At 61.1% G+C, this 26,392-nt stretch carries 25 protein-coding genes; 20 read left to right on the top strand and 5 right to left on the bottom strand.

Going from position 1 to position 26,392, the window contains the following annotated elements:
- Positions 1–4: 4 nt before the first annotated feature.
- From EAH78_RS21460 to EAH78_RS21380, 17 genes are all read left to right on the top strand, one after another.
- Complete coding sequence (locus tag EAH78_RS21460) at positions 5–661, top strand: SCO family protein (protein WP_140669329.1); 657 nt, start codon at positions 5–7, stop codon at positions 659–661.
- On the top strand, positions 658–1,278 hold the full coding sequence (locus EAH78_RS21455; protein WP_140669328.1) for an SCO family protein: 621 nt from the start codon (positions 658–660) through the stop codon (positions 1,276–1,278). Before EAH78_RS21460 ends, EAH78_RS21455 begins: the two co-directional genes overlap by 4 nt.
- Positions 1,279–1,285: 7 nt before the next feature.
- On the top strand, positions 1,286–2,836 hold the full coding sequence (locus EAH78_RS21450; protein WP_140669327.1) for an ABC transporter substrate-binding protein: 1,551 nt from the start codon (positions 1,286–1,288) through the stop codon (positions 2,834–2,836).
- Positions 2,837–2,849: 13 nt separating this feature from the next.
- A complete protein-coding gene (locus EAH78_RS21445) occupies positions 2,850–3,806 on the top strand; it encodes a peptidylprolyl isomerase (protein WP_140669326.1) in 957 nt (318 codons plus the stop codon).
- A gap of 218 nt (positions 3,807–4,024) precedes the next feature.
- Positions 4,025–4,555: a response regulator gene (locus EAH78_RS21440; RefSeq protein ID WP_140669325.1), complete on the top strand. Its 531-nt coding sequence runs from the start codon at positions 4,025–4,027 to the stop codon at positions 4,553–4,555.
- 85 nt (positions 4,556–4,640) lie between these two features.
- Positions 4,641–6,347 carry a GspE/PulE family protein gene (locus tag EAH78_RS21435; protein WP_140669324.1) on the top strand — a complete coding sequence of 569 codons (1,707 nt, stop codon included), beginning with the start codon at positions 4,641–4,643 and terminating at the stop codon, positions 6,345–6,347.
- Positions 6,328–7,131 (top strand): hypothetical protein, encoded by an 804-nt coding sequence (locus tag EAH78_RS21430; RefSeq protein ID WP_140669323.1) that lies wholly within the window; start codon positions 6,328–6,330, stop codon positions 7,129–7,131. Before EAH78_RS21435 ends, EAH78_RS21430 begins: the two co-directional genes overlap by 20 nt.
- Before the next feature lies 1 nt (position 7,132).
- Positions 7,133–7,678 carry a PilN domain-containing protein gene (locus tag EAH78_RS21425; protein ID WP_140669322.1) on the top strand — a complete coding sequence of 182 codons (546 nt, stop codon included), beginning with the start codon at positions 7,133–7,135 and terminating at the stop codon, positions 7,676–7,678.
- Entirely contained in the window at positions 7,665–8,213 is a 549-nt protein-coding gene (locus EAH78_RS21420; RefSeq protein ID WP_140669321.1) for a GspMb/PilO family protein, read from the top strand. Before EAH78_RS21425 ends, EAH78_RS21420 begins: the two co-directional genes overlap by 14 nt.
- The gene (locus EAH78_RS21415; protein WP_140669320.1) at positions 8,213–8,728 is read left to right on the top strand and encodes a hypothetical protein; all 516 of its coding nucleotides are present in this window, start codon (positions 8,213–8,215) and stop codon (positions 8,726–8,728) included. Before EAH78_RS21420 ends, EAH78_RS21415 begins: the two co-directional genes overlap by 1 nt.
- Positions 8,725–10,599 carry a secretin N-terminal domain-containing protein gene (locus tag EAH78_RS21410; protein ID WP_140669319.1) on the top strand — a complete coding sequence of 625 codons (1,875 nt, stop codon included), beginning with the start codon at positions 8,725–8,727 and terminating at the stop codon, positions 10,597–10,599. Before EAH78_RS21415 ends, EAH78_RS21410 begins: the two co-directional genes overlap by 4 nt.
- Before the next feature lie 2 nt (positions 10,600–10,601).
- Positions 10,602–11,075 carry a type II secretion system protein gene (locus tag EAH78_RS21405; protein ID WP_140669318.1) on the top strand — a complete coding sequence of 158 codons (474 nt, stop codon included), beginning with the start codon at positions 10,602–10,604 and terminating at the stop codon, positions 11,073–11,075.
- 4 nt (positions 11,076–11,079) lie between these two features.
- Positions 11,080–11,454 carry a type II secretion system protein gene (locus EAH78_RS21400; RefSeq protein ID WP_140669317.1) on the top strand — a complete coding sequence of 125 codons (375 nt, stop codon included), beginning with the start codon at positions 11,080–11,082 and terminating at the stop codon, positions 11,452–11,454.
- Positions 11,429–11,968, top strand: coding sequence for a type II secretion system protein (locus EAH78_RS21395; RefSeq protein ID WP_140669316.1), 540 nt, complete (start codon positions 11,429–11,431; stop codon positions 11,966–11,968). The genes EAH78_RS21400 and EAH78_RS21395 overlap by 26 nt, the downstream gene beginning before the upstream one ends.
- Positions 11,965–12,357 carry a curli production assembly/transport protein CsgE gene (gene csgE / locus EAH78_RS21390; RefSeq protein WP_140669315.1) on the top strand — a complete coding sequence of 131 codons (393 nt, stop codon included), beginning with the start codon at positions 11,965–11,967 and terminating at the stop codon, positions 12,355–12,357. The genes EAH78_RS21395 and csgE overlap by 4 nt, the downstream gene beginning before the upstream one ends.
- Positions 12,354–12,773, top strand: coding sequence for a curli assembly protein CsgF (locus tag EAH78_RS21385; protein WP_140669314.1), 420 nt, complete (start codon positions 12,354–12,356; stop codon positions 12,771–12,773). The genes csgE and EAH78_RS21385 overlap by 4 nt, the downstream gene beginning before the upstream one ends.
- Before the next feature lie 30 nt (positions 12,774–12,803).
- On the top strand, positions 12,804–13,661 hold the full coding sequence (locus EAH78_RS21380) for a CsgG/HfaB family protein (RefSeq protein ID WP_140669313.1): 858 nt from the start codon (positions 12,804–12,806) through the stop codon (positions 13,659–13,661).
- 583 nt (positions 13,662–14,244) lie between these two features.
- Here the strand turns inward: EAH78_RS21380 and EAH78_RS21370 are convergent.
- From EAH78_RS21370 to EAH78_RS21350, 5 genes are all read right to left on the bottom strand, one after another.
- Positions 14,245–14,622, bottom strand: coding sequence for a DUF6124 family protein (locus EAH78_RS21370; protein WP_140669312.1), 378 nt, complete (start codon positions 14,620–14,622; stop codon positions 14,245–14,247).
- 303 nt (positions 14,623–14,925) lie between these two features.
- Positions 14,926–16,374, bottom strand: a complete 1,449-nt coding sequence (locus EAH78_RS21365) for a curlin (RefSeq protein WP_140669311.1) — start codon at positions 16,372–16,374, stop codon at positions 14,926–14,928.
- A 27-nt stretch (positions 16,375–16,401) separates the two neighbouring features.
- Positions 16,402–16,863: a curlin gene (locus EAH78_RS21360; protein ID WP_140669310.1), complete on the bottom strand. Its 462-nt coding sequence runs from the start codon at positions 16,861–16,863 to the stop codon at positions 16,402–16,404.
- Between the two features lie 58 nt (positions 16,864–16,921).
- Complete coding sequence (locus EAH78_RS21355; RefSeq protein WP_140669309.1) at positions 16,922–19,162, bottom strand: Ig-like domain-containing protein; 2,241 nt, start codon at positions 19,160–19,162, stop codon at positions 16,922–16,924.
- 35 nt (positions 19,163–19,197) lie between these two features.
- On the bottom strand, positions 19,198–20,544 hold the full coding sequence (locus tag EAH78_RS21350) for a hypothetical protein (protein ID WP_140669308.1): 1,347 nt from the start codon (positions 20,542–20,544) through the stop codon (positions 19,198–19,200).
- A 288-nt stretch (positions 20,545–20,832) separates the two neighbouring features.
- Between EAH78_RS21350 and EAH78_RS21345 the strand changes: the two genes are divergently transcribed.
- The 3 genes from EAH78_RS21345 to EAH78_RS21335 all read left to right on the top strand — a co-directional run bounded on the left by EAH78_RS21345 (position 20,833) and on the right by EAH78_RS21335 (position 26,306).
- Positions 20,833–22,281 carry an ATP-binding protein gene (locus tag EAH78_RS21345; RefSeq protein WP_140669307.1) on the top strand — a complete coding sequence of 483 codons (1,449 nt, stop codon included), beginning with the start codon at positions 20,833–20,835 and terminating at the stop codon, positions 22,279–22,281.
- A gap of 186 nt (positions 22,282–22,467) precedes the next feature.
- A complete protein-coding gene (locus tag EAH78_RS21340; protein WP_140669306.1) occupies positions 22,468–25,275 on the top strand; it encodes a multicopper oxidase domain-containing protein in 2,808 nt (935 codons plus the stop codon).
- A gap of 20 nt (positions 25,276–25,295) precedes the next feature.
- Positions 25,296–26,306, top strand: coding sequence for an SCO family protein (locus EAH78_RS21335; protein ID WP_140669305.1), 1,011 nt, complete (start codon positions 25,296–25,298; stop codon positions 26,304–26,306).
- The last annotated feature ends 86 nt before the right edge of the window (positions 26,307–26,392 follow it).

Here is a 26,392-nt window from a genome sequence, read left to right as displayed (position 1 = left end):
CGACATGAACCGTTTCGCACACCGTGGTTTGCTGACGTTCTGCCTGTTGGCGGCCGGTATCGGTCAGGCCCTGGCGCACTCGGCGGACGAACACGCCGGGCACGACATGCCGCCCAAAAGCGCCACTTCCGAAAGCGCCCAGGTCAAGTTCGCTGACGTGGCGCTGGTGGACCAGAACGGCAAATCGGTGCGCCTGGAAAAGGACCTGATCAGCAACAAAATCGTGGTCATGAGCTTCATCTACACCAGTTGCACCACGGTGTGCCCGGTGGTGTCCTCGATCATGGGCAAGGTGCAAAAACAACTCGGTGCGCGGGTCGGTGGCGAGGTGCAGCTGGTGTCGATCAGCGTCGACCCGCAGCGCGACGACGCCAAACGCCTGAACGACTACGCCCGCAATTTCCAGAACGGCCCGGGCTGGAGCTGGTTGACCGGCAGTTCGCAGTCGATCAATGAAACCCTCAAGGGCCTGGGCTCGTTCAGTGGCGACTTCAAGAACCATCAGCCACTGATCCTCGTCGGCGATGGCAACAGCCGGCACTGGACACGCTACTACGGCTTCACCGACCCGGCCGTGCTGACCCGTGAAGTCGAGAAGATCAGCGGCCAGCGCAATGCTCACGCCAAACACACCGCCATTGCCATGGAGCAACAGCCATGAGAGCGCTCGCCCTGAACCTCTTCACGATGTGCTTTTGCGTTATCAGCTTGATGGCATTTGCCCACGAAGGGCACGTAGAGCCCGCGCCGGCGGTGGCCGGCGCGCAACCGGCGAGCGGCACGCACGATGCGAAAACCTGGTTCACCGACACGCCGTTGCAGGATCAGAACGGCGAGACCCTGCGCTTCTACAGCGACGCGCTGCAAAACCGCGTGGTGCTGCTGAACGTGATTTTCACCCGCTGCAACGACGCCTGTCCGCTGATCACCCGCAAGCTCAAGGAAGTGCGTGAGTTGCTGGGCGACAAGGCCGACGGCATCACCTTTATCTCCCTTACCAGTGATCCGCTGCGCGATACGCCGGCGGTACTCAAGGCTTACACCTTGAAACAGGGCGTCGATGGGCCCCACTGGTTTTTTCTCACTGGCGACAAGGCGCAAATAGACCTTGTCCTGAGTCGTATCGGCCAGATCGTGCCGACCCCCGAACAGCATTCCACGCAGTTGATCGTCGGTGATGTGGCGAACAAGCGCTGGAGCAAAATCCGTCCCGATGCCCCGGCCGCCGCCATTGCTCAGCGCTTACAGTTGCTGACCATGCCCGTGGCCGGTCGTTGAGCGCGCCATGAAAACGTCCCTGATCCTCGGCCTGCTACTGCTGGGCGGCATTCATTGCACCGCGCATGCGCTGGCGCTCAACCCCAGCGAAAGTGCGGGCAAACGCCTGTACCGCGAGGGGCTGTCCGAGAGCGGTGAACCGGTCATGGCCCGGGTCGGCGCGGCCGACATGATCTTGCCGGCCAGCAGCTTGCCGTGCGCCAACTGCCATGGCGCCGACGGTCAGGGGCGGCCGGAAGGCGGCGTGCGCCCGCCGGACATCAGCTGGTCACGGCTCTCCAGTCGTTATGGCCAGGAGCAAATCAATGGCCGCGACTATCCGGCCTACACCGAGGGCGCGTTGGCCCGAGCGATTGCCGAAGGTCGCGATTCGGCCAACAACCATCTCGATCCGGCGATGCCGCGGTTCGTGCTGTCGATGAAGGATCAACGCAACCTCACGGCCTACCTCAAGCGTGTGGCCGATGATCGCGACCCCGGATTGACCGCCGACAGTCTGCACCTTGGCACGTTGCTGCCCAGTCAGGGGGCTCTGGCCGACGAGGGCGCCACCGTGGCGGCGGTGCTCAAGGGCAGCGTGGAACGTATCAATGAAGCGGGCGGTATTCATGGCCGGCAATTGCGCCTGACCATACTTGATCCGGGGCCGGACCGCGCCAGTGCCGAGTTGGCGCTGGAGCAACTGATCGGGCAGGAACAGGTATTCGCCCTGATCGCACCGCTGGCGCCAGCGCTGGACACCGACCTGGCAGCGCGTCTGGAACAGGCCGGGATTCCGCTGATCGGGTCGCTCTCGTTGCAAGGTATGGCGCAGGCCAGCCGGCAAATCTTTGAACCATTGCCAGGACTGCGCGAACAACTGATCGCCCTGGCCGACTACGCTGCCGCCAGTTTGCGTGTGCTGCAGGGGCCGACGCTGATCACCTACCCGGACGAGCCGAGCCAGCGACTGGCGGCGCAGAATCTCGGCCAATACCTGCAAGAACACGCTTGGCAACAGGTGCGATTGCAAACCTACGACGAGGCACAGGACGAATTGCCGCTGGGGTCGCGTTCGGTGTTTTACCTGGGCAGTGGCAGAGGTTTCAGTCGTCTGGGCGAGCGTTTGCAAAAAGCGGGGCAGGTGCCTTACCTGTTCGCCGCGTCGAATCAGGTGGCCGGTGACGTGTTGCAAATGCCCAGCGGGTTTTCCCGGCGGTTGTTTTTGGCCTACCCGTTCGTGCCCAGCGACTGGACGCTGGCCGGGCGCCTGGCGCTGACGCAGTTGCGCCAAAATCAGGGGTTGGGCGGTCAGCACGCGGTGCTGCAAGTCGGCGCCTACAGCTCGATGCTGCTGCTGAGCGAAGGCATGAAGCAGGCTGGTCGCGACGCCAGCCGCGAGAAACTCATCAATGCCCTCGAAGGCTTGCACGATTTCGAGACCGGGCTGACCCCGCTAATCAGCTTTGGCCCGGGCCGACGCCTGGGCCTGAGCGGTGCCCATGTTGTCACGGTGGACTTGCCCGACCAGCGCTTCTTCCTGGTTGCCCCCTATAAACCCATTGCCGCCATGCCCTGACCGGAGGCCGATCATGAAACTCAACATTGCGCTGATGCTGCTGACATTGTGGGTCCCGGTGGCGTTCTGCAATAACGGCCCGGCTGCCGCGAGGGTCAATGGCGAGGAGATTTCCGAGTTTCGCCTGGAGCGCTATTTCGCCGAATTCCTCGAGGATCAGGGCCGGGCGGTAGGCAATATTCGTAACCCCAGGGCTTATAAGCAGCTGCGGCAGAAGGCGCTGGACGCCTTGATCGACAAAGAGCTGCTGTGGCAGGAAGCGCTCAAGCGCGGCGTGGTGATCAGCGATGCCGACGTGCAACGTCAGGTCGATCAGACCCGGCAAGCCATCGGCGGCCCCGAGGTGTTTGCCCGAAGGCTCCAGGACGCCGGTTTCGATGCAGTCAGTTTCACTGAATACACCCGCCATGAGCTGGCGGCCCAGCAAGTCTTTGCCGAGCTGGTCCAGGCGGGCGGGACACCGGATGAAAAACAGGTCCGGGCGTTTTACGAAGAACACCGTGCCGACATGGGCCGGCCCGAAGAAATCCAGGCCCGGCACATCCTGATCAAAGTGCCCCAAGGCGCCGATGCCGCCACAGTTGAAGCAGCGCGGCTACGCTTAGTAGAGATGCGCGCAAAAGTCAGCCAGGGCGAAGACTTTGCCAGTGTGGCCAAGACCGGGTCCGAAGATGCTTCGGCCAGCGAAGGCGGAGACCTGGGCTATTTTCCTCGCGGGCGCATGCTGCCTGAGTTCGAAGCGGCGGCCTTCGCCCTGACGCCGGGGGCCGTCAGCGAACCGGTGCGTACGCCGTTGGGCTGGCATTTAATTTATCTTCAGAACCACTTGGAGGCGGCCGATGTCTCAGAAATGCAGGGGCTTGAAATGGTCAGGGCTTACCTTGCCCGACAGCAAGAGGCTCAAGCACGTTTGCAAGTCTTGGCGCAGCTTCGATCAAACAATCGAATCGAACGGATTGATGATGAATGACGCTTCTCCCCCAAAAGTGGGGAAAGCTTCAGTGCAATTCCGGGCGCTTCCCCGTCTTTGGGGGACGGGATTTGCGAGCGAAAAGGTTTTGTCATGGAAATCAAAGAGATGTGTCGACCAAAAAGCGGCACTCAGTCTGGCATGAAGTGTGCGTTAGCCTAATTAAGGCGCGTACTCCCAGGCACGAATATCGGACCTGCGGTTACAAGGAGTCCACCTTGTTAAACAAAATACTGGTTGTTGAAGACGAACAGCTACTTGCACAAAACCTCCAGGATTATCTGGTGGCGCAAGGGCTGGAAGTCCTGGTCGCGAACGACGGTGCGAAGGCCATCGGCGAAGCCGAAAGATTTGCACCCGACGTGATGGTGTTCGATTACCGCTTGCCCGATATGGAAGGCTTTGAGGTGCTCGATGCTGTCCGCCAGAACAGGAATTGCCATTTTGTGCTGATTACCGGGCACCCAACCGCTGAAGTCTGTGAGCGGGCCCGGCAACTGGGAGTCAGCCATATCCTGTTCAAACCGTTTCCTTTGGCGGAATTGGCCCGAGCAATCTGTGACCTTTTAGGGATGAAGCGCGAACCCAAAACGGGCGTGAGCACCTCCGAAGGATTCGTTGAACGACGCCAGAGCAGGACCGAGAGTTTCCCGCTGCAGTTGTACGACGGTAGTTGGGTGCTTGCAGATCGCCGACGAACATCGGCCTCCATGGCGCCAAACGACGAACAACTGCTCACCGGGGAGTAATTGGCGCGACCAGACGTTCCGGCAACCGCCGCGATGACTCGCCGCGCCGACAGGGCTCAAAGCCCCGGGCGTTGGAGAGCATGCCATGGACCGTCTATCCCTTGCCGTCGAACCGGCGTTGTTGGACTGTGTACCGTCTCGTTTTTCCAGTGAGCAATTAGCCCAGGCTCGGGCCCGGGCCACCAGTTCCGGCGAGCGGGTACTGGAAGCCCTCGGGGTGTTGTGCGAACTGGCCCCGATGCCTTTCATCCAGTGCCTCGGCACCACCCTGCATTATCCAGTGCTCGACACCGACAACCTGTTCAAGGCCATCCCGGTGTTCGACCGGGTCACCCTGGCCCAATGCCTCAAGCGCGAATTCATCCTGCTGCGTCACGAAGACGTGGTCATTGGTGTATTTGCCGACCCCTTCGATACCTCGCGCCTGGCCTGGATCGACGACTGCCTGCACGGCGCGCCGTTGTACCTGGTGCATGCCGACGACCTGAAAGCCTACCTGGCGCGTCACGAAGAAAGCTTCCACGCGGTGGAGTCGCTCAATGCCCAGTCCGAGGGCGGCATCGAAATCGACACGCTGCAAAGCCTGTCCCTGACCAGCATCAGTGAAGACGCCAGCGTCGTCGTCAAACTGGTCAACTCGACCCTCTACGACGCTTTGAAAATGCACGCCAGCGACATCCACCTGGGCACCACCGGCAGCGGTCTGGTGATCAAGTACCGGATCGATGGCGTGCTCAACAACATCAGTAAAATCCAGGGCAGCGAGTTCGCCGAGCAGGTGATCTCGCGGGTCAAGGTCATGGCCGAGCTGGACATCGGCGAAAAACGCGTGCCCCAGGACGGTCGCTTCAAGATCGGCATCAGCGGCCGGCAGATCGACTTTCGGGTGTCGATCATGCCGAGCATTTTCGGCGAAGACGCGGTGCTACGGGTCCTCGACAAACAAGACCTGGCCGACAAGGTCAGCGGCGTGCAATTGCAGGCCTTGGGCTTCGAAGAAGAAACCCTGCGTCAACTGCGCCGCCTGGCCGCCGAACCGTACGGCATGGTGTTGGTGACCGGCCCGACCGGTAGCGGCAAAACCACCACGCTGTACGCGATGATCACCGAGATCAACCATGGCGTGGACAAGATCATCACCATCGAAGACCCGGTGGAATATCAACTGCCGGGCGTGCTGCAAATTCCGGTCAACGAAAAGAAAGGCCTGACTTTCGCCCGGGGGTTGCGCTCGATCCTGCGCCATGACCCGGACAAGATCATGGTCGGTGAAATCCGCGACCCGGACACCGCGCAAATCGCCGTGCAATCGGCACTCACCGGTCACCTGGTCTTCACCACCATCCACGCCAATAACGTGTTCGACGTGATCGGCCGCTTCACCCAAATGGAAATCGACCCCTACAGCCTGGTGTCGGCGCTTAACGCGGTGCTGGCGCAGCGGCTGATCCGCCTGGTCTGCGCCAGTTGCAGCGCGCCGGTCACCCCCACCGACGACGAATTGCTTGCCTCGGGTCTCGATCCAAAAGACGTCGGCCACTACCAGTTTGTACATGGCAAGGGCTGCGGCCACTGCCGGGGCACCGGGTATCGCGGGCGCAGTGCGATCGCCGAGCTGCTGCACCTGGATGACGAGCTGCGGCAAATGATTGTCGAGCGCCAACCCATTTCGAAGATCAAGGCCCACGCCTGCAAACGTGGCTTGCGTCTGTTGCGCGAGTCGGCCCTGGAACTGGTGCAACAGGGGCGTACCACGCTCGAGGAGATCAATCGTGTCACTTTTGTCTCGTGATCGGTATATCGCCGTGCTCGGCGCCAGCGGTGTCGGCCTCGGCCAGCGCAAGGGCCGCGACACCCTGTGGCTGGGCAGCGTCGGCTTCATCGACGAAGGCTTCCATGCCTGGGCCGTCGCCCTCGAAACCCTCGACCGTTTACTCGGCGAACACGCGCAGGCCGGTGCGGAGCTGTGTGTGGTGATCTCCGGGCACTTCAGCCGTTTCTGCCTGGTGCCCTGGAGCGAAGAAATCAGCAGCCCCGATGAGCTGCTCGGGTTCGCCCAACTGTGCTTCGAAGACCTTTATGGTGTTCCGACCCAGCCCTGGAACATGGTGCTGTCGGCCGAGCCGGCAGGTTACGACCGGATCGCCACCGCACTGCCGCAAGACTTGCTGACGCGCCTGCGCAGCCTGGTCAGCGGTCGTGGCATGCGCCTGCGTTCGGTGCAGCCGTACCTGATGGCCGCGTTCAACCACTTCGACAAGAGCTTTGAGGGCGGCGACTTTCTGTTTGTGGTCGCCGAGCCGGTGCGCAGCGTGTTGCTGCTGGCGCGGGAAGGGCGTTGGACGGCAGTGCGTTCGGTGGGCAGCAGTGACAGCGACGCGGCACTGACCGCGTTGATCGGCCGTGAAAGCCAATTGCAGGCCTCCACCAGCGAACGGCCGCTCAGCGTCTACCTGCACGCCCCGGCGCGCATCGACTCGCATCCCGACGTGCCAGGCGTGCACTTGCGCACCCTTGAAGAAGACCAGACAGCCGTACGTGACAGTTTGTACGTCATGTCTCGGGCGGTGGCCTGACATGCGCCCGCTGATGCTCGACTTCCAGCCGCGTCGCCGTTCCGGCCCATTGGGCTGGAGCTTGCTGGCCGGTGGCGTGACGCTGGCGCTGGTGTGTTTCTTCGTCCAGCAGCACCTCGACGAGGAGGCCTCGCAACAGCAAGGGCATCTGCAACATGCCCAGCGTGCGCTCACCGGCGACAACGGCAGCAAGGTCAGCCTGACCCCGGCCGAAACCCGCGAGCAGGCACAGAACCTGGCAGAAATGCGCAAAGTCTCCCAGCAACTGCGCCGGCCTTGGGAACGCCTGTTCGCCATGCTCGAAGCCATGCCACGCGACAACGTGGCCTTGCTGACCCTGACCCCGGATGCGCGCAAAGGCCAGGTGCGCATCAGTGCCGAGGCGCGGGATCTGGAAGCCATGCTCGAATTCCACCAGCGCCTGGAAGCCAGCGACGAGCTGTCCGACGTGTCGCTGCTCAGCCACGAAATCGTCGCCAACGTGCCGGAACACCCGGTGCAATTCAACCTGTCGGCCAGCTGGGAGATCGGCGATGCGAATCCCTAAATTGATCGTCCACGAATACCTGCAAGGCCTGGGCGTTCCCGGCCTGGTTGGCATGGCGTTGCTGCTGGTCGGCCTGGTGTATGGCCTGGGCGGTTTGATGCCGGACTGGCAAGCGCTGCAGCAGCTGAGCCAGCAGACCCGTGAAGCCGGCGAGTACCTGGCCAAGGTTGAAGACGGCAGCGTCGCCGCCCCGGTGGTGCCGCAACGTCAACTCGACGATTTCCGCAGCAAACTACCGTCGCAGCCGCAGGCCACCGTGGCCATCGACAAGATCTACGCGCTGGCCAGTCAGGAACACATCACCCTGTCGCGCGGTGAATATTCATTGGGCATCGACCCCAAGACGCACCTCGCCCGCTACCAGATTCTGCTGCCGGTGCGCGGCAGCTATCCGCAACTGCGGCGCTTCCTGCACGCCTTGCTCGGCCAGTTACCGGCAGTGGTGGTGGAAGACGTGGAGTTCCAGCGCAAGAAGATCGCCGACACCGACCTGACCGGGCGGATCCGCATGACCCTTTACCTGTCGAGGTCATGATGAATACCAAACGCGTAATGAGTTGGATGGCGTTCTTCGGCGTGGCCGCGGGACTGGCCTGGGGACCTCAATACTTCCAGAAAACCGATGAGGGTGACGAGTCTGTCGCCGCCTCGACCACCCCGGTCAAAAGCAAAACCGGCACGCTGCCAGCCGCTGCCGCCAATGGCAAACCGGCGGTGATCAAGGACCTCAGCCCGTCCGGCGACCTGTTCGCCGCCCGCAGCTGGAAGGTCGCACCGACCCTGGCCAGCGTCACCGAACAACCCGTCAACCTGACCCCGGTGGTACAAGCCCCTAGCGTACCGCCGATGCCTTTCCAGTTCATTGGCAAGCTCAATGACCGTTCCGACCTGCAAGTGTTTTTGCAGAACGGCGAAAAAATATACGTCGTACGCAAAGGGGATGTGATCGACGAAACCTGGCGGATCGAGCGGATTTCCGATGTGGAACTCAGTTTCGTCTACTTGCCTCTGCATTTGTCCCAGACCTTGTCTGTGGGGAGCGCGCAATGAACACATCCCGTTTGCTGTTAAGTGTCTGCATCGCTGCAGCGCTGGCCGCGTGCAGTTCGGCGCAGCTCGCGAACCAGGAAGCTTCCCAACTGATCGAGTCGGGGCAGTACGAAGCCGGCCTGGCCCGTATCGAAGAAGGGTTGCGTGAAGACCCTCGCGACACCGAACTGCACCTGGCCCTCAACAGCGGACGCGCGCTGGCGGTCACCAATTTGTTAAGCCAGGGCGACATCGCCCGCGCCACGCGTGATTTCGCCTCGGCACGGATGGCTTACGGCCGAGTACTGAACATCGAACCGCACAACCGTCGCGCCCAGGACGCGCTAAACCAGCTCGACTACCTGCGCAGCATGGACGAAAAACTCGAACTGGCCCGTGGCGACCTGCGTCGCGGCGACATCTACGGCTCCGAGCGCCAGGTCAAACAGATCCTCGAACTCGACCCCAAGAATGAAGGTGCCCTGGAACTGCAAGGCAACATTCGCCTGGTACAGAGCCGCAACGTGGTGCCGTATCCACAACTGCGTACTCGTCTGGACCGTCCGGTAACCCTGGAATTTCGCGACGCCAACCTGAAAACCATTTTCGAAGTGTTGTCCCAGGTGGCGGGTCTGAACTTCATCTTCGACAAGGACCTGCGCCCGGACATGAAAGCCACGATCTTCGTGCGCGATGTGCGCATCGAGGACGCCGTGGAACTGTTGCTGCAACAGAACCAGTTGCACCAGAAAGTGGTGAACGAAAACACCTTGCTGATCTACCCGGACTCGCCACAGAAACTCAAGGATTACCAAGAGCTGGTCATGCGCACGTTTTACTTGACCAGTATCGATGCGAACACCGCGCTGAACATGATCAAGACCATGCTCAAGACCCGCGACGTGTTCGTCGATGAGCGCCTCAACACCCTGACCATGCGCGACACCGAAGACGCCGTGCGCATGGCCGAAAAGCTCCTGCAGTCACAAGACCAGTCCAACCCGGAAGTGGTGCTGGAAGTGGAAGTGATGGAAGTCGCCCGTCAGCGCATTCTTGACCTCGGCCTGCAATGGCCGAACACCTTCGGCGTGATCAACACCGACGGTTCGCCGGTGACGATCCTCGATCAACTCAAAGGCATCAACTCCAGCCGGATCTCCATCTCGCCATCGCCGCAAGCCAAGATCAACGCCCAGGACAACGACATCAACACCCTGGCCAGCCCGGTGATTCGCGTCAGCAACCGTGAGCAGGCGCGCATCCACATTGGTCAGCGCGTGCCGATCATCAGTGCGACCTCGGTGCCGTCGACCCAGGGGCCGGTGATCACCGAAAGCGTCACTTACCTCGATGTCGGTCTGAAGCTGGAAGTGCAGCCGATCGTGCACTTGAATAATGAAGTAGCGATCAAAATCGCCCTCGAAGTCAGTAACGCCACCCCTCTGGAACCGACCCGCCAGGGCACCATTCCAGTTCAGGTCGACACCCGCAACGCCCAGACCACCCTGCGTCTGCATGACGGCGAAACGCAGATCCTCGCCGGCCTGGTGCGTAACGACCATGGCGCCACGGGCAACAAGATCCCGGGGCTGGGCGACATTCCAGGCCTTGGCCGTTTGTTCGGCAGCAACAAGGACACCGTCGGCAAATCCGAGCTGGTGCTGTCGATCACCCCACGGATCGTGCGCAACCTGCCGTACCAGAGTCCGTCGGACATGGAATTCCCGACCGGCACTGAAACCAGCATGCACATCCAGGCGCCGGATCGCCGGATGGAGCCACAGATTCAGAATGAGCACATCGACCGCTCGGTGCCTGGCGTGACCACCGAAGTGTCCGTCGGCCGGCCGGTGGCTTCCGCCACGCCTCAAGTCACTGTTGAGAAGCCTTGATCATGAACGCCTCGCAACGCGGTTTTACCTTGATCGAAGTCGTCGTGACGCTAGCGCTGATCGGCCTGCTGGCCAGTATGGCCGCGCCGCTGACCGAGACCGTAGTGCGCCGGGGCAAAGAGCAGGACCTGCGCACCGCGCTGTACCAGATTCGCGACGCCATCGACGCCTACAAGCGCGCCTTCGACGCCGGTTATATCGAGAAGTCGCTGAACAGCAGCGGCTATCCACCCAATCTTAAAGTCTTGGTGGAAGGCGTACGCGATGTGCGCAGCGCCAAGGGCGCCAAGTTCTACTTTTTGCGCCGCGTGCCCCATGACCCGCTGGCGACGGTCAAGCGTGACGACGAAGGCGGCTGGGGCTTGCGCTCTTATGACAGCTCGGCTGAAAACCCGCGGGATGGGGAGGACGTCTTTGACGTTTACTCCAAGGCCCGGGGCAAGGGGCTCAACGGCATCGCCTACCGGGAGTGGTGAGCATATGCGTCGGCAAAAGGGCTTTACCTTGTTGGAACTGATGGTGGTCATGGCAATCATCGCGACGCTGATGACCATTGCCTTGCCGCGCTATTTCAACAGTCTCGAAACGTCGAAGGAAACCACGCTGCGCCAGAGCCTGTCGGCCATGCGCGAAGCACTGGATCACTACTACGGCGACACCGGACGCTACCCCGATTCCCTCGATCAACTGGTCGAACAGCGTTACCTGCGCAACGCGCCGATGGACCCGATTGCCGAGCGCAAAGACACCTGGGTGCTGGTTGCACCGCCGGATGGCGTGGCGGGCGGGGTGGCCGATATCAAAAGTGGAGCCACAGGGAGGGCGCGTGATGGCAGCCTTTATTCCGAGTGGTAAACCGGCCGACGAGGCGGGTTTCACCTACCTGGGCGTGCTGTTTCTGATCATGGTGATGGGCATGGGCCTGGCCAGTGCCGGCGAGTTGTGGGCAACCGCCTCGCGCCGCGATCGGGAGCGTCAGTTGCTGTGGGTCGGCACCCAATACGCCCAGGCCCTGCGCAGCTACTACCGCAGTTCGCCAGGCCTGGCCCAGTACCCGAAAGAGCTGGCAGACCTGCTGCAGGACGAGCGTTTTCCATCGCCCAAACATCATCTGCGCCAGTTGTATCCGGATCCGATTGGCGGTGGGGAATGGACATTGATGCTCGGTTTCGACGGGCGCATCACCGGCATCAGCAGCCCCTCGACGGACACGCCGCTCAAGCAGACAGACTTTCCCAGCCAGTGGTCGGATTTCGCCGGCATGGCCAGCTACAAAGACTGGCAGTTCGTGGCCGAGAAGGCCTTCCTCGACGGCACGTCTGGTCCGCCGAAAAGCCAGTCCGCACTGCCTCAGGCGCTATCGCCATGAACAGACACTGGCTCGCGGTCCTGATCCTCATGTGCGTGGCGTCCTTCGCCAGCGCCGGCGAAGACGAGGAAATGCTCGGCTTCATTGTCGATGACACGATCTCGCACATCGGCCACGACTTTTATTACTCGTTCAGTGAACGTCTGCGCGCCACCAGCCCGATGGATTTCAACCTGGTGGTGCGCGAACGACCTTCGGCTCGCTGGGGCAGCCTGGTGACCGTGGAATATCGGCAGCGACTGGTTTATCGGCGTTTCTTGCCGCCGAACACCGTGGACCTCCAGGACGACGCCTACCAGGCGGCCGACGTGGTTCGCGCTCAGATTGCCCAGCAGAAGCTGGAGGCCTTGTTGCAAGACACTACGGACCTGGAGAGGGACGAATTATGAAAACGAAAACGTTCTTGCAGTGCACCGGCATTTTACTGCTCGGGTTTGGCAGCGCCAGCCTGGTCCAGGCCACGGAGCTGGTGTACACGCCCGTCAACCCTTCGTTTGGCGGCAACCCGTTGAACGGCACCTGGCTGCTCAACAACGCCCAGGCGCAGAACGACTACGACGATCCGGACCTGAAAAACCGCACGGCCGTCCCCGGTACCTCGGCCCTGGAGCGATTCACCAGTCAGCTGCAATCACGCTTGCTGGGGCAAGTGCTGGACAACATTTCCTCCGGTAACTCGGGGAGCCTTTCTACCGACGCTTTTATTGTCAACGTTGTCGACGATTCCGGTGCACTGACTATTGAAGTGACGGACCGATCGACCGGTGAAGTGTCGGAAATCCAGGTGAATGGCCTGGCCCCTTAAAGGGCTTTGGGTCGATGGGGAGTTAGGGACATGAAAAAAATAATTGCGCTAGGGCTGATGTTGGCAACCTTACAAGGGTGTGGTTTGCGCGAGCCGATGTCGGCCGAGCAGGACACCAAGACCCCGACCCTGACGCCACGGGCGTCGACCTATTACGACTTGCTGGCCATGCCTCGACCCAAGGGCCGATTGATGGCGGTGGTGTATGGTTTCCGCGACCAGACCGGGCAATACAAACCGACCCCGGCCAGTTCGTTTTCAACCAGCGTGACCCAGGGCGCGGCGAGCATGTTGATGGATGCGTTGCAGTCCAGCGGCTGGTTTGTGGTGCTGGAGCGGGAAGGGCTGCAGAACCTGCTGACTGAGCGCAAGATCATTCGCGCTTCGCAGAAAAAGGCCAATACGCCGGTGAATATCCAGGGCGAACTGCCTCCATTGCAAGCGGCGAACATGATGCTTGAAGGCGGGATCATTGCTTATGACACTAACGTGCGCAGTGGTGGGGAAGGGGCGCGTTATCTGGGGATCGATATTTCCCGGGAGTATCGGGTGGATCAGGTCACGGTCAACTTGCGGGCGGTGGATGTGCGCAGCGGGCAGGTGTTGGCTAACGTGATGACCAGCAAGACGATTTACTCGGTGAGCCGCAGTGCCGGGGTGTTCAAGTTTATCGAGTTCAAGAAGTTGCTGGAGGCGGAGGTCGGTTACACCACTAACGAGCCGGCGCAGTTGTGTGTGTTGTCGGCGATCGAGGCGGCCGTCGGGCATTTGCTGGCGCAGGGGATTGAGCGGCATTTGTGGCAGGTGGCGGGGGATAACTCGCCGGATGCCAATGCGACGCTTGACCGGTACCTGACCCAGACCAAGGTTGATCCTGAGAGTGAGTAAACCGAGGCGGCCTTCGGGCCGACCTTTCGCTTTCTCGGTGTACATATCCATTCCTGGGGTAACGGCCGCTAATGGTTTCGCTCTTACAGCGACTCCCTTTGGCAAACGCCCCAAAGGAAGCAAAGGTCTCGCCCCGAGCGTCCGGCCCCTCGCTTAGGCTCGGCGTTCCTTCGCTCCGGTATCCATCCGGGGACACTGCCCTCCGGTCTGCTTCGCTACGACCTACATGCAGCGTGTTCGACTGCGTCGAACGGCGCTGCGCGCCACTCCCCGGATGAACACCTCCACTCAGCCTACCGAGGGGGCGGGTGAATCAAAAGCCGTAGATCAAAAGCTTTCAGGCGAGCTACGCTCGGCCTGTTGAGTGGTGAGGAGCAACGGCTGTACGCCGATTCAAACTGTAGGAGTGAGCCTGCTCGCGATGGCGGCCTGACAGCCGACCAATCTCCATCCGATGTACCCAGCTCAAAATGTGGGAGCGGGCTTGCTCGCGAAAGCGGAAGCACATTCAACATTGAAGTCGACTGACACACCGTCATCGCGAGCAGGCTCGCTCCCACAGGGGATTGGCGTTTGCTGGGGATTAGCGGAGTGGCGTGGGTTTGGGCAGTGCGAGGTTGTCCATCATCCGATTCGCCGCCAGTTCGGCGAGCATGACGATTTGCTGAATGGCCATTGCCGTATTGCGGTGCGGGCCTTCCAGGTAGGCGGCAAAATCGCCGGCCATTACGCTGGCCTGGGCCAGTGATTCACAGGTGTGAGCCAGCAGGTCTTCGTCTTTTATATCCGGTGCGAGGATGAACATCGTGCTGGGTTTGCGGGTGGGCGATGATTTCAGGGCTGCGGGGTTGAGGTGGTGATTCAAAGCACGTTCGGCGGCGTCATGAAATTTTTTGGAATCGATGGATTCGTAGGGGAAAACGTCGTCGGTTTCGGGGGGATTTGGTGTTTCTTTGATCATGGTGAAGCTCCATTCGAAGAAAAGGAATCCGCCACGACTGCGACCAAGCAGTTGGGTGGCAAACTGTACGCAGGTTGGTCGACCAGGGAATGGAACCCGGGAGGGCCGAAGCCCTCCCACGCACAGCTCGCCATGAAGCAAGCACGAAAAGTGCGCCATTCTAAGCCGAATTTTCAGACCTCCCCCGGTCAAATTGTGGGAGCGGGCTTGCTCGCGAAGGCGGCCTCACAACCACCACATCCCCACCAGGCACAAAAAAACCGCGACCCTCCACCAAAGGCCGCGGTTTTTTACGCCTTGCGATTATTGCTGCAACACGGTTGCCGAGTTGGCGCTACCAAACTGCTGCACGGTCGCCGTCTGGCTTACGCCGCTTTGATCAACATTGGCAATGTTGCCGGTGCCGCCCTGGGTCACATAGGCGACGTTCATGGTGTCCGCCTGTTTGACGGTGATCATGTTGTCGCTGCCATACAGCTGTGTGGTGTAGGCCTGGTTGCCGCTGCCGGACTGGTCGATCTCGGTGCTGTTGCCAGTGCCGTTGCTGCTGCCCTGGGCCAGGTTGGTGGTGCCGCGCTGGTCGGCGATGAGGATGTTGTCGCTGCCGTTCTGGTCGAAATACAGCTCGTTGTAGGAATCAGCCTGGTTGACCTTGGTTGTGTTGCCGGTGCCGGACTGGTTGGTGGTCATGATGTGGCCGGCGCCGTTCTGGGTGAAGTTGGCGACGTTGTTGGTGCCCACCTGATTGACCGTCGCACGCTGGTTGCTGCCGAACTGACCGCCTTTTTGCGGGCCTTTCCAGTTGCTGGCGTAGACCTTGTTGCCGGTACCTACCGAGTTGGCGTTGAGCACATGGCTGTCGCCGCTTTGATAGGTGAAATGCACGTTGCTGGTGCCCGATTGATACAGCGCGACAGTCGAGCCCAGTGATTCGAACTGGTCGGCATAGATCGCGTTGAGGTCGCCAACTTGCAGCACCGTCGCCACGTTGTTTTGGCCGAAGCTCTGGTCGACCACGGTTTCGTTGGTCTGCCCGATCTGTTGGATGGTGGTCTGGCTGGCAGTCTGACTGTCTTGCCAGACTTCACTGCCGTTGCCATCGCCGAGCTGGTTGATGCTGATGGTGCCGCCCAGGCCGTTGCGTTGATCGCCATAGGCATAGTTATCGTTGCCCGACTGGTTGATGTTGATCTGGCCACCCTCGTGGAACACCTGTTCGGCGGTGCCGTAGTTGGTGTTGCCGAACTGGGTGATGGACGCGTTGTTGCCGACGCCCAGTTCCATCTGTTCGATGTTGGCCTCGTTGTTGTCGCCTTGCTGGAAGGTCGTGCCGCTGCTGCCGTCCTGACTGTCCTGATAGAGGAACGAGAAGTTGCCGTTGCCCAGTTGTTGTTGCAGCGCCTGGCTGCTGCCCACGCCAATTGACTGACTGGCATGGCTGGTGTTGAACGTGCCGACCTGTTGCTGGGTGATGGTGCTGCCGTTTTCGAACAGTTGCTCACCGTAGCCGGCGTTGTAGTCACCGACCTGGATCTGCTCGATGGTGCTGCTGGCGTTGTCCTGCACTGTCGCGGCATCGTTGCCCGATCCAGACTGCTGCTGGGTGGACGTGCTGAAACTGGCTGTGGTCTGTTTCACGTTGGCGATGTTGGCATCGCCGTTCTGGTTCTGGATGGACGTGCTGTCGTCGGCCATCGCCTGGGCACTGAGGATGACCAGGATGGCGGCGGTGAGGGGCATTAATTTGAACATGATGGAACCTCCAAGTGGTGCAGTGCTTTAGCGATATTGTTTGACGGAGACGCTCATGCCGTTCCCGGATTGGGTCACGGCGCTGGAGAGCCCCGTGCCGGCCTGGACGATGCTGGCGTCGTTGTTATTGCCGTTCTGGGAAATCTGCGCACGGTTGTGGCTGCCGGTTTGCGTGATCGAGGCATCGTTGCCAGAACCTTGCTGGTTGATCATTGCCATCAGGTCGTTTCCTTGTTGCAGGATGTAAGCCTCCTGATTGCTGCCCGACTGGACGATATTGCCGAGCAACGACTGGCCGTTCTGTTGCACCAGTGCAATGTTGGCCTGGCCGTTCTGGTCGATCAGCGCGTGCTGGCCAACCGGTGGGGGTAACTCGCCCAGGTCGCCACCGGGACCGAGGTCGTCGTTGTCCATCAAGTCATCGGCGCGCACACCCGCGCTGCTGCAAAGCAGAAGCAGGCAGAGCAGGGCAACGGTCGACGTTTTCATGGCTGAGTCCTTGGTTGAGGGCTTGCCCCACCGGCCATTGCAGACGGTGGGGCAGCGTTTACTGCACGGTGACGGAGACGTTGCGCACCGAGCCCGGGGTTGATCGGATGGTGGCCGTCGGGTTGAGCGATGGGGCGACCGTGGTGTTGGTGACCGTCAGGGTCCAGCGTCCGGTAATCGCTACGGTGGCGGTGCCCAGGGTAGCCAGCCCGGCCGGTGTGGTGACCTGGACGGTGACCGTGTTGCCGACGATCGTCGACGAGGTACCGGCGAAGTTCCAGGTGAAGCGATTGCCGGCACGGGCGGTGACTGTGGCAGCCGTCACGTTGAAGACTTCAAGGACCAGCGGTGGCGACACCTGCACGGTGACCGTGGCCGGTGCCGACAGGGCGCCGAAGCTGTCCCGGGCGACGTAGGTGAAGGTTGTGGTGAAAGGCGTCAGCACGACGGCCGGTGGTGTATAGGTGACCGCCGTGCCGTTGATGGCGACACTGCCGCGACCTGCTGCCGGTTGGGTGAGGCTGGCGACGGCCAGCGGCAGGTTGCCTTCAGGGTCGGTGTCGTTGGCCAGCACGTTGATCGTGACGGGCGCAGCCTGGGTCGAGACGCTGTCGTTGACAGCCACCGGAGGCTGGTTAGATGCCACGTTGACGGTCACGGTCACCGGGTCGGTCGAGGCCAGGCCTTTGGCGTCTTGAACCTTGTAGGTGAAGGTTGTGGTCAACGGTGCATTGACGACGGCGGGCGGCGTATACACCACATTGTTGACGGCCAATGCCACGGTGCCCTTGCCGGCGGCCGGTTGCGTCAGCGCCGTGACACTCAGTGGTGTGTTGCCGTCCGGGTCGCTGTCGTTGGCCAGCACGTTGAGGGTGACCGGCACGCCAAAGGTGGTGCTGCCCACATCGGCAACCCCTATAGGTGCCTTGTTCTGACCGGAGTCCGGTGCGGTGCCGACCACCACGACTGGCTCGGTGTCACTGCCGCCCGCGGCCGACTTGATCGTCACGGTGGCCGGTGGCTGCATCAGGTCCGGCACGGTCAGGCTCTGCAGCGTGCCGTTCTTCGACAGCCTTCCGTAACTCTGGGCGACCATGTCAGGTATGCCCACTTCGTCGGTGGAGGTGGCTTCGATCAGCAGGCTGTGATTGCTCCAGCTGTAGCGAGCGGTCTGGACTTTCACCACGTCGGTGAGTTTGCTCGACACGGAGGTCGGGCGGGTCGAACCGGTCGGGTTGGTGGCGGTGATCACCACGACAGGCGGCACGGCGCCATTGGCCAGGAGGTGCTGGCCGAAGAACAAGCCGTTGTTATCGCTGACCATGGTGGTCTGGCAAGGCGAGACAGGTGGGCCGGGGACCAGGGCAATGCTTTCGCGGAAGCACAGGGTCGAGCCGTTGTTGGCTTTACCAAAGACTTCGACGCGGGTGCTGTTGCCTCCCGTTCCTGCGGTGCGCCGGTACGTGGCGCGACTGATATCCACCGGTGTTTGCGCACGGCTGTCGAGCACTTTGCCGGACAGGGTGAAGAGGCTGGTCTCGATGGTCCCGGCAGGCCCCTGGATACGCACGAAGTTGGTGTTGTTCGGGCTGCCGGTCACGGCTTCGGTGAGGTTCGGATCACCGACGAAGGTTTCGACGGCGCCGGTGTCCGGGTTCACTTCCGTATACGGGCCGTTGACGCTGCGCAGGAAGGGCCCGATAGCACCGTTCACCGCGCCGGTGAATACGCCTGGCGCACCGATGCCGACGTCTTTGGTGATGTTGATCGCACGACGGCCGGGGGTGGTGACATTAACCGTTTCCACACCGTATGGGTGGGTGATGGTGTAGGTCCCGGCGACGGGAATGTTGATCCGCATCCGGATCCGCGCGAAGGTGATCTGATCGCCGTCGAGCGGGTTCCCGCCGGCAAATGCAGCCTCGATCCCGGCAACATAGGCGTCCATCCCGTAACCGGCAGCGTTGTTGGGGATGGTGGCATCGGCGAGGAACCAGAAGGCTTCGTCTGGCCAGTTATCCGGGAACACCATCGGCTGGGTGTCGTCGAAAATGCCCGGTGTCGGCAGCAGGGTACACATGTAGGCCGGTGGCACCGTGACCCCTACTCGCGAACTGACGGCTTTGGACTGGCACAATTCCATCGACAGCAGATTGTTGTCCTGATACCAGATCGGGAATTTCCCGGTGGCAAAGGTATAGGGGCCGGGGTCGACGGCAGCGAGTTGCGCGAAAGCACTGCCGGACAGCGATAGAGTCAGTCCCAGGGCGTTGAGCGCCAGGCGTGGCCAATTGTTCATGATGCCTCCTGATGAGGATCTGGGCATGTGAGCGTTCATTGCACGATGACCACTTCTTCGGTGTCGCTGCCGCCATTGGATGACGTCACCCGAACCTTGGCTGGCGGAATGGGCGAGATGCCGGTGGCCAGGCTTTTCACGGCGCCATCGCCGCTCAGGGCACCGATGGCGACCCCGGTACCCGAGGTGGCGGTGAGCACCGGTGGCGAGGTTTCATCACTGGTCGAGGCGACGATGGTGATCTGGCCGTTGCTCAGGCTGTACTCGGCACGGGAAATCACCACCAGGTCAGTCAGGGGCATGGGCAGGATTGTCGGCGTGCTGCTGGCGATGGCCAGATGGTTGTCGGCGGTCAGTTGCAAGGTGTTCGGCAACGATGGATTGGTCGACGACTGCGCGTACCAGTGGCCGGTACTGTCCGCCTCGGTGAGGTTCAACACCGGGTTGTTGCTGTCCAGGGTCACAGTCGCCGGTGCAGGCGGGGCCATGACGAAGACGTCTTGTTGGGCCACCGGTGCGCTGTCACCGGCATGCCGAGAGTAGGTGCTGCGTTGGGCAATGACCGGGGTTGGCCGGACCACCGTCGACAGCTTGCCGGAGACGGCAAAGAGGTCAGTGCGCAAGTCAATGCCATTGGGGCCTTCGATGCGCACGTAGTTGGTGTTGTACGGACTGCCGGTCACGGCTTCGGTGAGGTTCGGGTCGCCGACGAATTGTTCGGCGGCGCCGCTGACCGGGTTGGTCTCGGTGTAAGGGCCGTTGACGCTGCGCAGGAACGGTCCGACATCACCCTTAAGCGCGCCGTCATAGGTTTTCGCCGCGCCGATGCCGATGTCCCGGGTCATGTTGATCGCCCGCCGCCCTGGGGTATCGACGGTGAACACTTCGACGCCATAGGGGTGGGTTATGACATAGGTCCCGGCCGTGGGCACGTCGATGCGGATGCGGATGCGCGCGAAGCTGATCTGGTCGCCTTCCACCGGGTCGCCGCCGCTGAAGGCGGCTTCAACCGCAGAGACATAGGTCAGGTCGATGCCGCGGGCCGCATCGACGATGGTGGTTTCGCCGGTCGCCCAGAACGCTTCGTCGGGGAAATTGGTCGGGAAGACCATTGGTTGAGTGTCGTCGAAAACACCGGGGGCGGGGATCAACGAACACATGTAAGTCGGGGCGCCTGGCGCACTGGCCACCCTGGAGCTGACTGCCTTGGACAGGCACAGATCAAGAGTGCGGCCGTGCGTATCCTGATACCAGGCGGCGAAATTGCCGTTGGCGGGCAGGTAAGGTCCGGTGTCGACGGCAAACAGCGCCGCCTGCGCAGCGCCTTGGGCCAGAGCGGACACGATCAGGGCGATCGTGGTTTTGGACAGTAAAGGGTGCATGAGTATTCCCTCTATCAGAAGACCTGCCCCTTGGGGGTGGGTCAGTTGAGAGGGCTTCGGCAACTTCCATACCAATTTTTGAAAACCGTCACCACAAGCCCGTAGTGAAGGCCTGTGGCGTGACTGCGACTAAATCTCACCGGCCGTTGAAGCGGGCGACTGTCCCCAGTTTTGGGGGGTGATCGGGGCAGTGGGGCAATCGGGGAAAGTGGGTGGATAAAACCCGAAGCCGGGCAAACATCGGGCAGTGCGCTATAACCCTATAGGGAGCACCCGGGAACCACGTCCATGAATATTCAAGCATCAGCCCTGCTCAAAGAAGAGGGCGACATTCGCCTGAGCTCGCGCAAACAGCCGTTCAATCTGCTGCGTTGGTTCTCGCTGATCAGCATGGCGGTGATCGGCACGGTAGCCGTGGCGCTGGGCGCTGTGTCCACGCGCTTTGTGATTACCGAGAGCGTGCAGCGCGATGCGTTATTGACCTCACAGTTCATTGAAGCGATAGCCTCGGCCGAGGTGCGTCATGTGTCCCTTCCTAACGTGCGGACCATGGGCGAGTTGCTCGACCCGCGCAAAGACAAGGATTTCCCCGGCGACGATCCACAAGCCCGAGCCAGTGCCCGGGGTGAATTCCTCGACCACGTCGAGCATTTGCCCGATGTGATCCTGGCCAACATCTACGCCCCGGACCGCATGGTGATCTGGTCCACCAACCCGGAGCTGATGGGCACCACGATCCATGCCGACGAGGACCTCGATCATGCGTTCGGCTCCAAAACGCCGGTGTCCGCCAGCTATCACAACGTGGACGAGGCGCGCATGGAGCAGAAGTTCGTCACGCCGCCGGACTACATCTTCATTGAGAATTACATCCCGCTGTTCGATGCCGACCGCAACACCGTGACTGCGATGGTCGAGATCTACAAGGAACCCAAGGACCTGATAGAGCGCATGGAGCGTGGCCTGGCCCTGATCTGGCTGGCCACGGCCCTGGGCGGCGGGCTGATCTATCTGGGGCTGTACTGGATCGTGCGGCGGGCAGCGATCCTGTTGGCCACGCAGCAAAAACAACTGATCACCAACGAAACCTTTGTCGCCCTCGGGGAGATGTCCTCGGCGGTTGCCCATAGCCTGCGCAACCCGTTGGCGACCATTCGTTCCAGCGCCGAGCTGGCCCTTGAGTTCGACAGTGGCCCGGCCCACAAAAACATCAACGACATCATCGGTCAGGTGGACCGCATGTCGAAATGGGTCCGGGAACTGCTGCAATCCTTGCGACCGCTCAATGACGAAGTGGAGCCGGTGAACCTGGTTGCCTGCTTGCATGACAGTCTGCTCGCCTTCGAGCATCAGATTGCCAAGGCCAACGTTCACGTGGTGTTCGAGCCCAAGGAGACACCGATGGTGCTCAGCCAGCAGGTGCAGCTGACGCAAATACTCAACAGTTTGCTGGCCAATGCACTGGAAGCCATGGACAAGGGCGGGACGCTGACGATCATGCTCGAACCGACGGATTCCAGAGGTATTTGTGTGAGTATCAGCGACACCGGCAAAGGCATGAACGAGGAGCAGCGCAGCATGGCGTTCCGGCCGTTTTTTACCACCAAGCAAGGTGGCTTGGGCGTCGGGCTGGTGCTGGTCAAGCGCATCATGGACCGCTTCGGTGGCGCGGTGACCCTGGACAGCCGTGAAGGCGAGGGCACGACTGTCCGTTTGTCGTTCAAACGGATTCCCTGAAAACGGGTGTGAACTTTCCCCGTTAGCGGGTGTCAAGCCCCAGTCGGTTTTTGCGGTTATGGCACATTGATGTTGATAAGCCATTGTTTTTCAGGGTGTTAATACTTTCGTATAAATCAGTTACAAATCTGGCGAGCTCCTTGCAAAACACCCATCACCCCCTTCACGACTTCGAGGCGGCTGGTGATGGACAGAAAATCGCGTTATCCCTTCAAGTGGTTTGGCCTGTTGACGCCTCTGGGCGTTCTTTTAACGATGACGCTGGGCACAGCGAATCTGCGTGCCAGCCCTATCGATGACGAGCGACAGCCTGAACCGTCCGACCCCTCGGCTTATTACGACGAACCGGCTGACGAAGCCACGGCGTTGAATGCCATTTTGACCATGCCGGAGGCCAACCAGGATTCTTTCGATTTGCCCGATGGCGTCAAAGGCACCCGCCTGACCCCACGGCAGGAAAATGTCCTGCCGCCGGCGGTGCAGACCAGTTTCAATTACCCCACCAATGGCAAGCCCAGCCCGTTGTTTGGCGCCCAGCCATTCACTCAGCAACTGGTGCTGTTCGAAGAATTCGGCCCGGAAAAACTCGACCCCACCACACCGGCGGCGCCGTTGGGTTTCCCGCCGGCCACGGTCGGTCCGTTGCCACAACAGGACCCGACCAATGCCGCTCGCAGTGCACCACCGAGCGCGGCACTCGATGCCTTCATGCGTCAACCGGGGCTGACCCCGTTCCCCAGCCAATTCTCCAACGTGGTGGACCGCAACCCGTGGCAGGCGCAGATCGAGGTGTTCCTCAACCGCCATATCGGCTCGTCGGCTGAAGGTCGTCCACCAGGAAAGGGCTGGTCGCACCAGCGCTGGAATGAGTTCTACCCGCAAGTGGCCTACAAAACCGTGCAAACCGGGGCGAGGCTCAACAGCGGTTGGCGCGACAGCCATCAGATGCACGGTTACGCCATGGGCGAGTTCGGCCCCGGTGGCCTGTATCACAACGTCGCCGGTGTACCGGCGACCGATGGCACTTCCAAAGGTGTCGATGCGCGTTTCCACCCGAACATGCCAGTGCAGAACCACAACTCGGTCTGGACCTTCGACGGCACCCTGCCGCCTAAACTGCTGATGGTGCGTTACGGCCAACCGGTGTTGATGCGTCACTACAACGGCTTGCCGATCGACCCTGCTGCCAACATGGGTTTTGGTTTACACACCATCAGTACCCACGAACACAACGGTCACGCCCCGGCGGAAAGCGATGGTTATGCCAACGCGTTTTTCTTCCCCGGCCAGTATTACGACTATCGCTGGCCGATCCAGTTGGCCGGTTACGACACCATCAACACCGATGCTCATGATCCACGCGCGGCCTTCCCTTGCTCGCCGGGCGAAACTCTGTGGACCAATGACGTCAACCCCAGCCGCAAGACGTGCGAGAACGGCACGATCAAGATCCGCGGCGACTGGCGCGAAACCATGAGCACCCACTGGTTCCACGACCACATGCTCGATTTCACCGCGCAGAACGTCTACAAGGGCAACGCGGCGATGATGAACTACTACAGCGCCCTCGACCGTGGCAACGAATCGGTCAACGACGGCGTCAACCTGCGTTTCCCCAGCGGCAACGCCTTGCCGTGGGGTAACCGCGACTACGACGTCAACCTGGTGTTCGCCGACAAGGCGTGGGATCAGAACGGTCAGCTGTGGTTCAACCCCTTCAACACCGACGGCTTCCTCGGTGACCAGGTGCTGGTCAACTGGCAGTGGAAACCGGCCCTGGATGTGCGCGCCCGCAGCTATCGGTTCCGCATGCTCAACGGCTCGGTATCGCGTTACTACAAACTGGCGCTGGTGCGTGAAATCAAAGGCACCAGTGGCGAGTTCCAGGGGCCTAAAGGCTCGGGTGTGTCCTATGCCCGCGTGCCGTTCCACATGATTGCCAACGACGGCAACATCATGGAACACAGCGTGCCGTTCGACGGCTCCATGGACCTCGACGCCGACGGCGATAAACAGAACCACAACGCAATCCTGCCGACCCAGGGCATTGCCGAGCGCTTCGACATCATCGTCAACTTCGCCAAAAACGGCATCAAGCCAGGGGACAAGATTTTCTTCGTCAACCTGCTGGCGCACGACGATGGCAAAGGCCCGAAAGAACCTATCTCCCTGGCCGACGTGTTGTCCGAGAAATACCTGGCGGTGATCAAACAAGGCAGCAAAGGACCGCAGTGGGACAAAGGTGACCCGGCAGTGGGCAAGGTGTTGCAACTCAACGTCAAGGCCTATACCGGTCAAGACCTGGCCATGGACCCCGCAGCCTACGAACCGGCCAAACCGGGCAAACCTGAAGGCCTGGTGATGATCCCGCTGAAGATCCATCGCGACAATCCGGCCGACAAGGCGCTACTGGCCCAGGCTCGTCACCGCACCTTCACCTTCGGCCGTTCCGACGGCACCGATGAAGCACCGTGGACGGTCAAGACCGATGGCGGCTTCGGCTTCCACATGGACCCACGTCGCTTGAACACCGCGACCCACTTGGCCAACGGTCCGACCGATGCCGGGGCAGCAGGGTTCGGCACCCTGGAGGTGTGGAACATCAAGCTCGGCGGCAGTGGCTGGAGCCACCCGGTGCATGTGCACTTCGAAGAGGGGATCATCCTCAGTCGCGGCGGCAAGGCACCACCGGAATGGGAAAAGTGGGCACGTAAGGACGTGTACCGCATCGGTACGGAAAAAGACGGTTTGGACAATGTCGAGATGGCGATCAACTTTCGCGAATTCGCCGGGACCTACATGGAGCACTGTCACAACACCCAGCACGAAGACAACTCGATGCTGCTGCGTTGGGACATTGAGAAACCCGGGCAATTCCAGTTGATGCCAACACCGCTGCCAAGCTGGGATGGTGTGCGCTACGTCAACTCCGCCGCGCTGCCAACCTTCCGCAATGGCGACGGCTTCGGCCCTAAAGTGGTGGTCAAACCATGAAACGCCGCGAGGGAGCCGACATGAACGTGCACACGCCGCGCTCCCGCGCCCTGGGCATGCACCTGATATTGGTACTGGTCGTCTGTCTGTTGGCCAGTCAGGTGCTGCTGGCCCATGAGGGTGTGCTGGCGCCGACGGAGTCGGCGACCCCGTGGGGCGGCGACTATTTTCCCAACACCCTGCTGACCGACCAGGACGGTCAGCAGGTGCATTTCTTCGATGACCTGATCAAGAACAAGGTGGTGGTGATCAACTTCATCTTCACCTCGTGCAGCGACTCCTGCCCACTGGAAACCGCGCGCTTGCGCCAGGTGCAAAAGCTGCTCGGTGACCGGGTCGGCCAGGACATCTTTTTCTACTCCATCAGCATCGACCCCTTGAGCGACACGCCCGAAGTGCTCAAGGCCTATGCGCAACGGTTCAAGGTCGGGCCGGGCTGGAAATTCCTCACCGGGGAATTTGCCGACGTCACTGACCTGCGCAAGAAACTTGGGCTGTTCATTGAGGGCGTCGACAACGGACGCAGCAAGGACCACAACCTGAGCCTGATCGTCGGCAACCAGAGTACCGGTCGCTGGATGAAAGCCTCACCGTTCGAGAACCCGTGGATTCTGGCCGACCAGTTGGCCAACACGTTGCAGAACTGGAAAAAGGCCAGCGCGGAAGAAAGCTACGCCAACGCGCCGGAGATTCGCCCACCGAGCAATGGCGAAGAACTGTTTCGCACCCGTTGCGCGTCCTGTCACAGCCTGGGCCCGATGGACGGGCAGGGCATCGGTATGCGCAGCATTGGCCCGGACCTGATCGGCGTGACCCGCCAACGCGACCCGGCCTGGCTCAACCGCTGGATTCGCGAGCCGGACAGCATGCTCAAGGAGAAAGACCCGATTGCCGTGGAGCTGTTTGAACGTTTTGACAAAATACCGATGCCCAACCTGCGTCTGGATGAGAAATCCGCGCAGTCGATTGTGGATTTCTTGCAGGAAGAAACCGAGCGCCAGCAGCCATTGCAAGCGGCGCAGGCGCAATAGCGGCGAAATACTATCATTGGGTCAGTCAGGCACGTTCAATGCGACCTACACTGATCCGTGACATGGTTGAGCAGGCTTGATACGAG

The organism is Pseudomonas arsenicoxydans, from assembly GCF_006438915.1.
Classification (GTDB): domain Bacteria; phylum Pseudomonadota; class Gammaproteobacteria; order Pseudomonadales; family Pseudomonadaceae; genus Aquipseudomonas; species Aquipseudomonas arsenicoxydans_A.
This window is presented reverse-complemented; position numbering and strand designations above follow the sequence as displayed.

What these genes read in the sequence shown, in the direction of transcription:
- EAH78_RS21380 (WP_140669313.1), top strand. Translation starts at nt 12,804, where the DNA reads ATGAAAAAAATAATTGCGCTAGGGCTGATGTTGGCAACCTTACAAGGG.
- EAH78_RS21455 (WP_140669328.1), top strand. Translation starts at nt 658, where the DNA reads ATGAGAGCGCTCGCCCTGAACCTCTTCACGATGTGCTTTTGCGTTATC.
- EAH78_RS21360 (WP_140669310.1), bottom strand. Translation starts at nt 16,863, where the DNA reads ATGAAAACGTCGACCGTTGCCCTGCTCTGCCTGCTTCTGCTTTGCAGC.
- EAH78_RS21425 (WP_140669322.1), top strand. Translation starts at nt 7,133, where the DNA reads ATGCGCCCGCTGATGCTCGACTTCCAGCCGCGTCGCCGTTCCGGCCCA.
- EAH78_RS21420 (WP_140669321.1), top strand. Translation starts at nt 7,665, where the DNA reads ATGCGAATCCCTAAATTGATCGTCCACGAATACCTGCAAGGCCTGGGC.
- EAH78_RS21460 (WP_140669329.1), top strand. Translation starts at nt 5, where the DNA reads ATGAACCGTTTCGCACACCGTGGTTTGCTGACGTTCTGCCTGTTGGCG.
- EAH78_RS21355 (WP_140669309.1), bottom strand. Translation starts at nt 19,162, where the DNA reads ATGAACAATTGGCCACGCCTGGCGCTCAACGCCCTGGGACTGACTCTA.
- EAH78_RS21340 (WP_140669306.1), top strand. Translation starts at nt 22,468, where the DNA reads ATGGACAGAAAATCGCGTTATCCCTTCAAGTGGTTTGGCCTGTTGACG.
- EAH78_RS21415 (WP_140669320.1), top strand. Translation starts at nt 8,213, where the DNA reads ATGAATACCAAACGCGTAATGAGTTGGATGGCGTTCTTCGGCGTGGCC.
- EAH78_RS21350 (WP_140669308.1), bottom strand. Translation starts at nt 20,544, where the DNA reads ATGCACCCTTTACTGTCCAAAACCACGATCGCCCTGATCGTGTCCGCT.
- EAH78_RS21400 (WP_140669317.1), top strand. Translation starts at nt 11,080, where the DNA reads ATGCGTCGGCAAAAGGGCTTTACCTTGTTGGAACTGATGGTGGTCATG.
- EAH78_RS21435 (WP_140669324.1), top strand. Translation starts at nt 4,641, where the DNA reads ATGGACCGTCTATCCCTTGCCGTCGAACCGGCGTTGTTGGACTGTGTA.
- EAH78_RS21370 (WP_140669312.1), bottom strand. Translation starts at nt 14,622, where the DNA reads ATGATCAAAGAAACACCAAATCCCCCCGAAACCGACGACGTTTTCCCC.
- EAH78_RS21385 (WP_140669314.1), top strand. Translation starts at nt 12,354, where the DNA reads ATGAAAACGAAAACGTTCTTGCAGTGCACCGGCATTTTACTGCTCGGG.
- EAH78_RS21345 (WP_140669307.1), top strand. Translation starts at nt 20,833, where the DNA reads ATGAATATTCAAGCATCAGCCCTGCTCAAAGAAGAGGGCGACATTCGC.
- EAH78_RS21335 (WP_140669305.1), top strand. Translation starts at nt 25,296, where the DNA reads ATGAACGTGCACACGCCGCGCTCCCGCGCCCTGGGCATGCACCTGATA.
- EAH78_RS21445 (WP_140669326.1), top strand. Translation starts at nt 2,850, where the DNA reads ATGAAACTCAACATTGCGCTGATGCTGCTGACATTGTGGGTCCCGGTG.
- csgE (WP_140669315.1), top strand. Translation starts at nt 11,965, where the DNA reads ATGAACAGACACTGGCTCGCGGTCCTGATCCTCATGTGCGTGGCGTCC.
- EAH78_RS21365 (WP_140669311.1), bottom strand. Translation starts at nt 16,374, where the DNA reads ATGTTCAAATTAATGCCCCTCACCGCCGCCATCCTGGTCATCCTCAGT.
- EAH78_RS21450 (WP_140669327.1), top strand. Translation starts at nt 1,286, where the DNA reads ATGAAAACGTCCCTGATCCTCGGCCTGCTACTGCTGGGCGGCATTCAT.
- EAH78_RS21395 (WP_140669316.1), top strand. Translation starts at nt 11,429, where the DNA reads ATGGCAGCCTTTATTCCGAGTGGTAAACCGGCCGACGAGGCGGGTTTC.
- EAH78_RS21410 (WP_140669319.1), top strand. Translation starts at nt 8,725, where the DNA reads ATGAACACATCCCGTTTGCTGTTAAGTGTCTGCATCGCTGCAGCGCTG.
- EAH78_RS21405 (WP_140669318.1), top strand. Translation starts at nt 10,602, where the DNA reads ATGAACGCCTCGCAACGCGGTTTTACCTTGATCGAAGTCGTCGTGACG.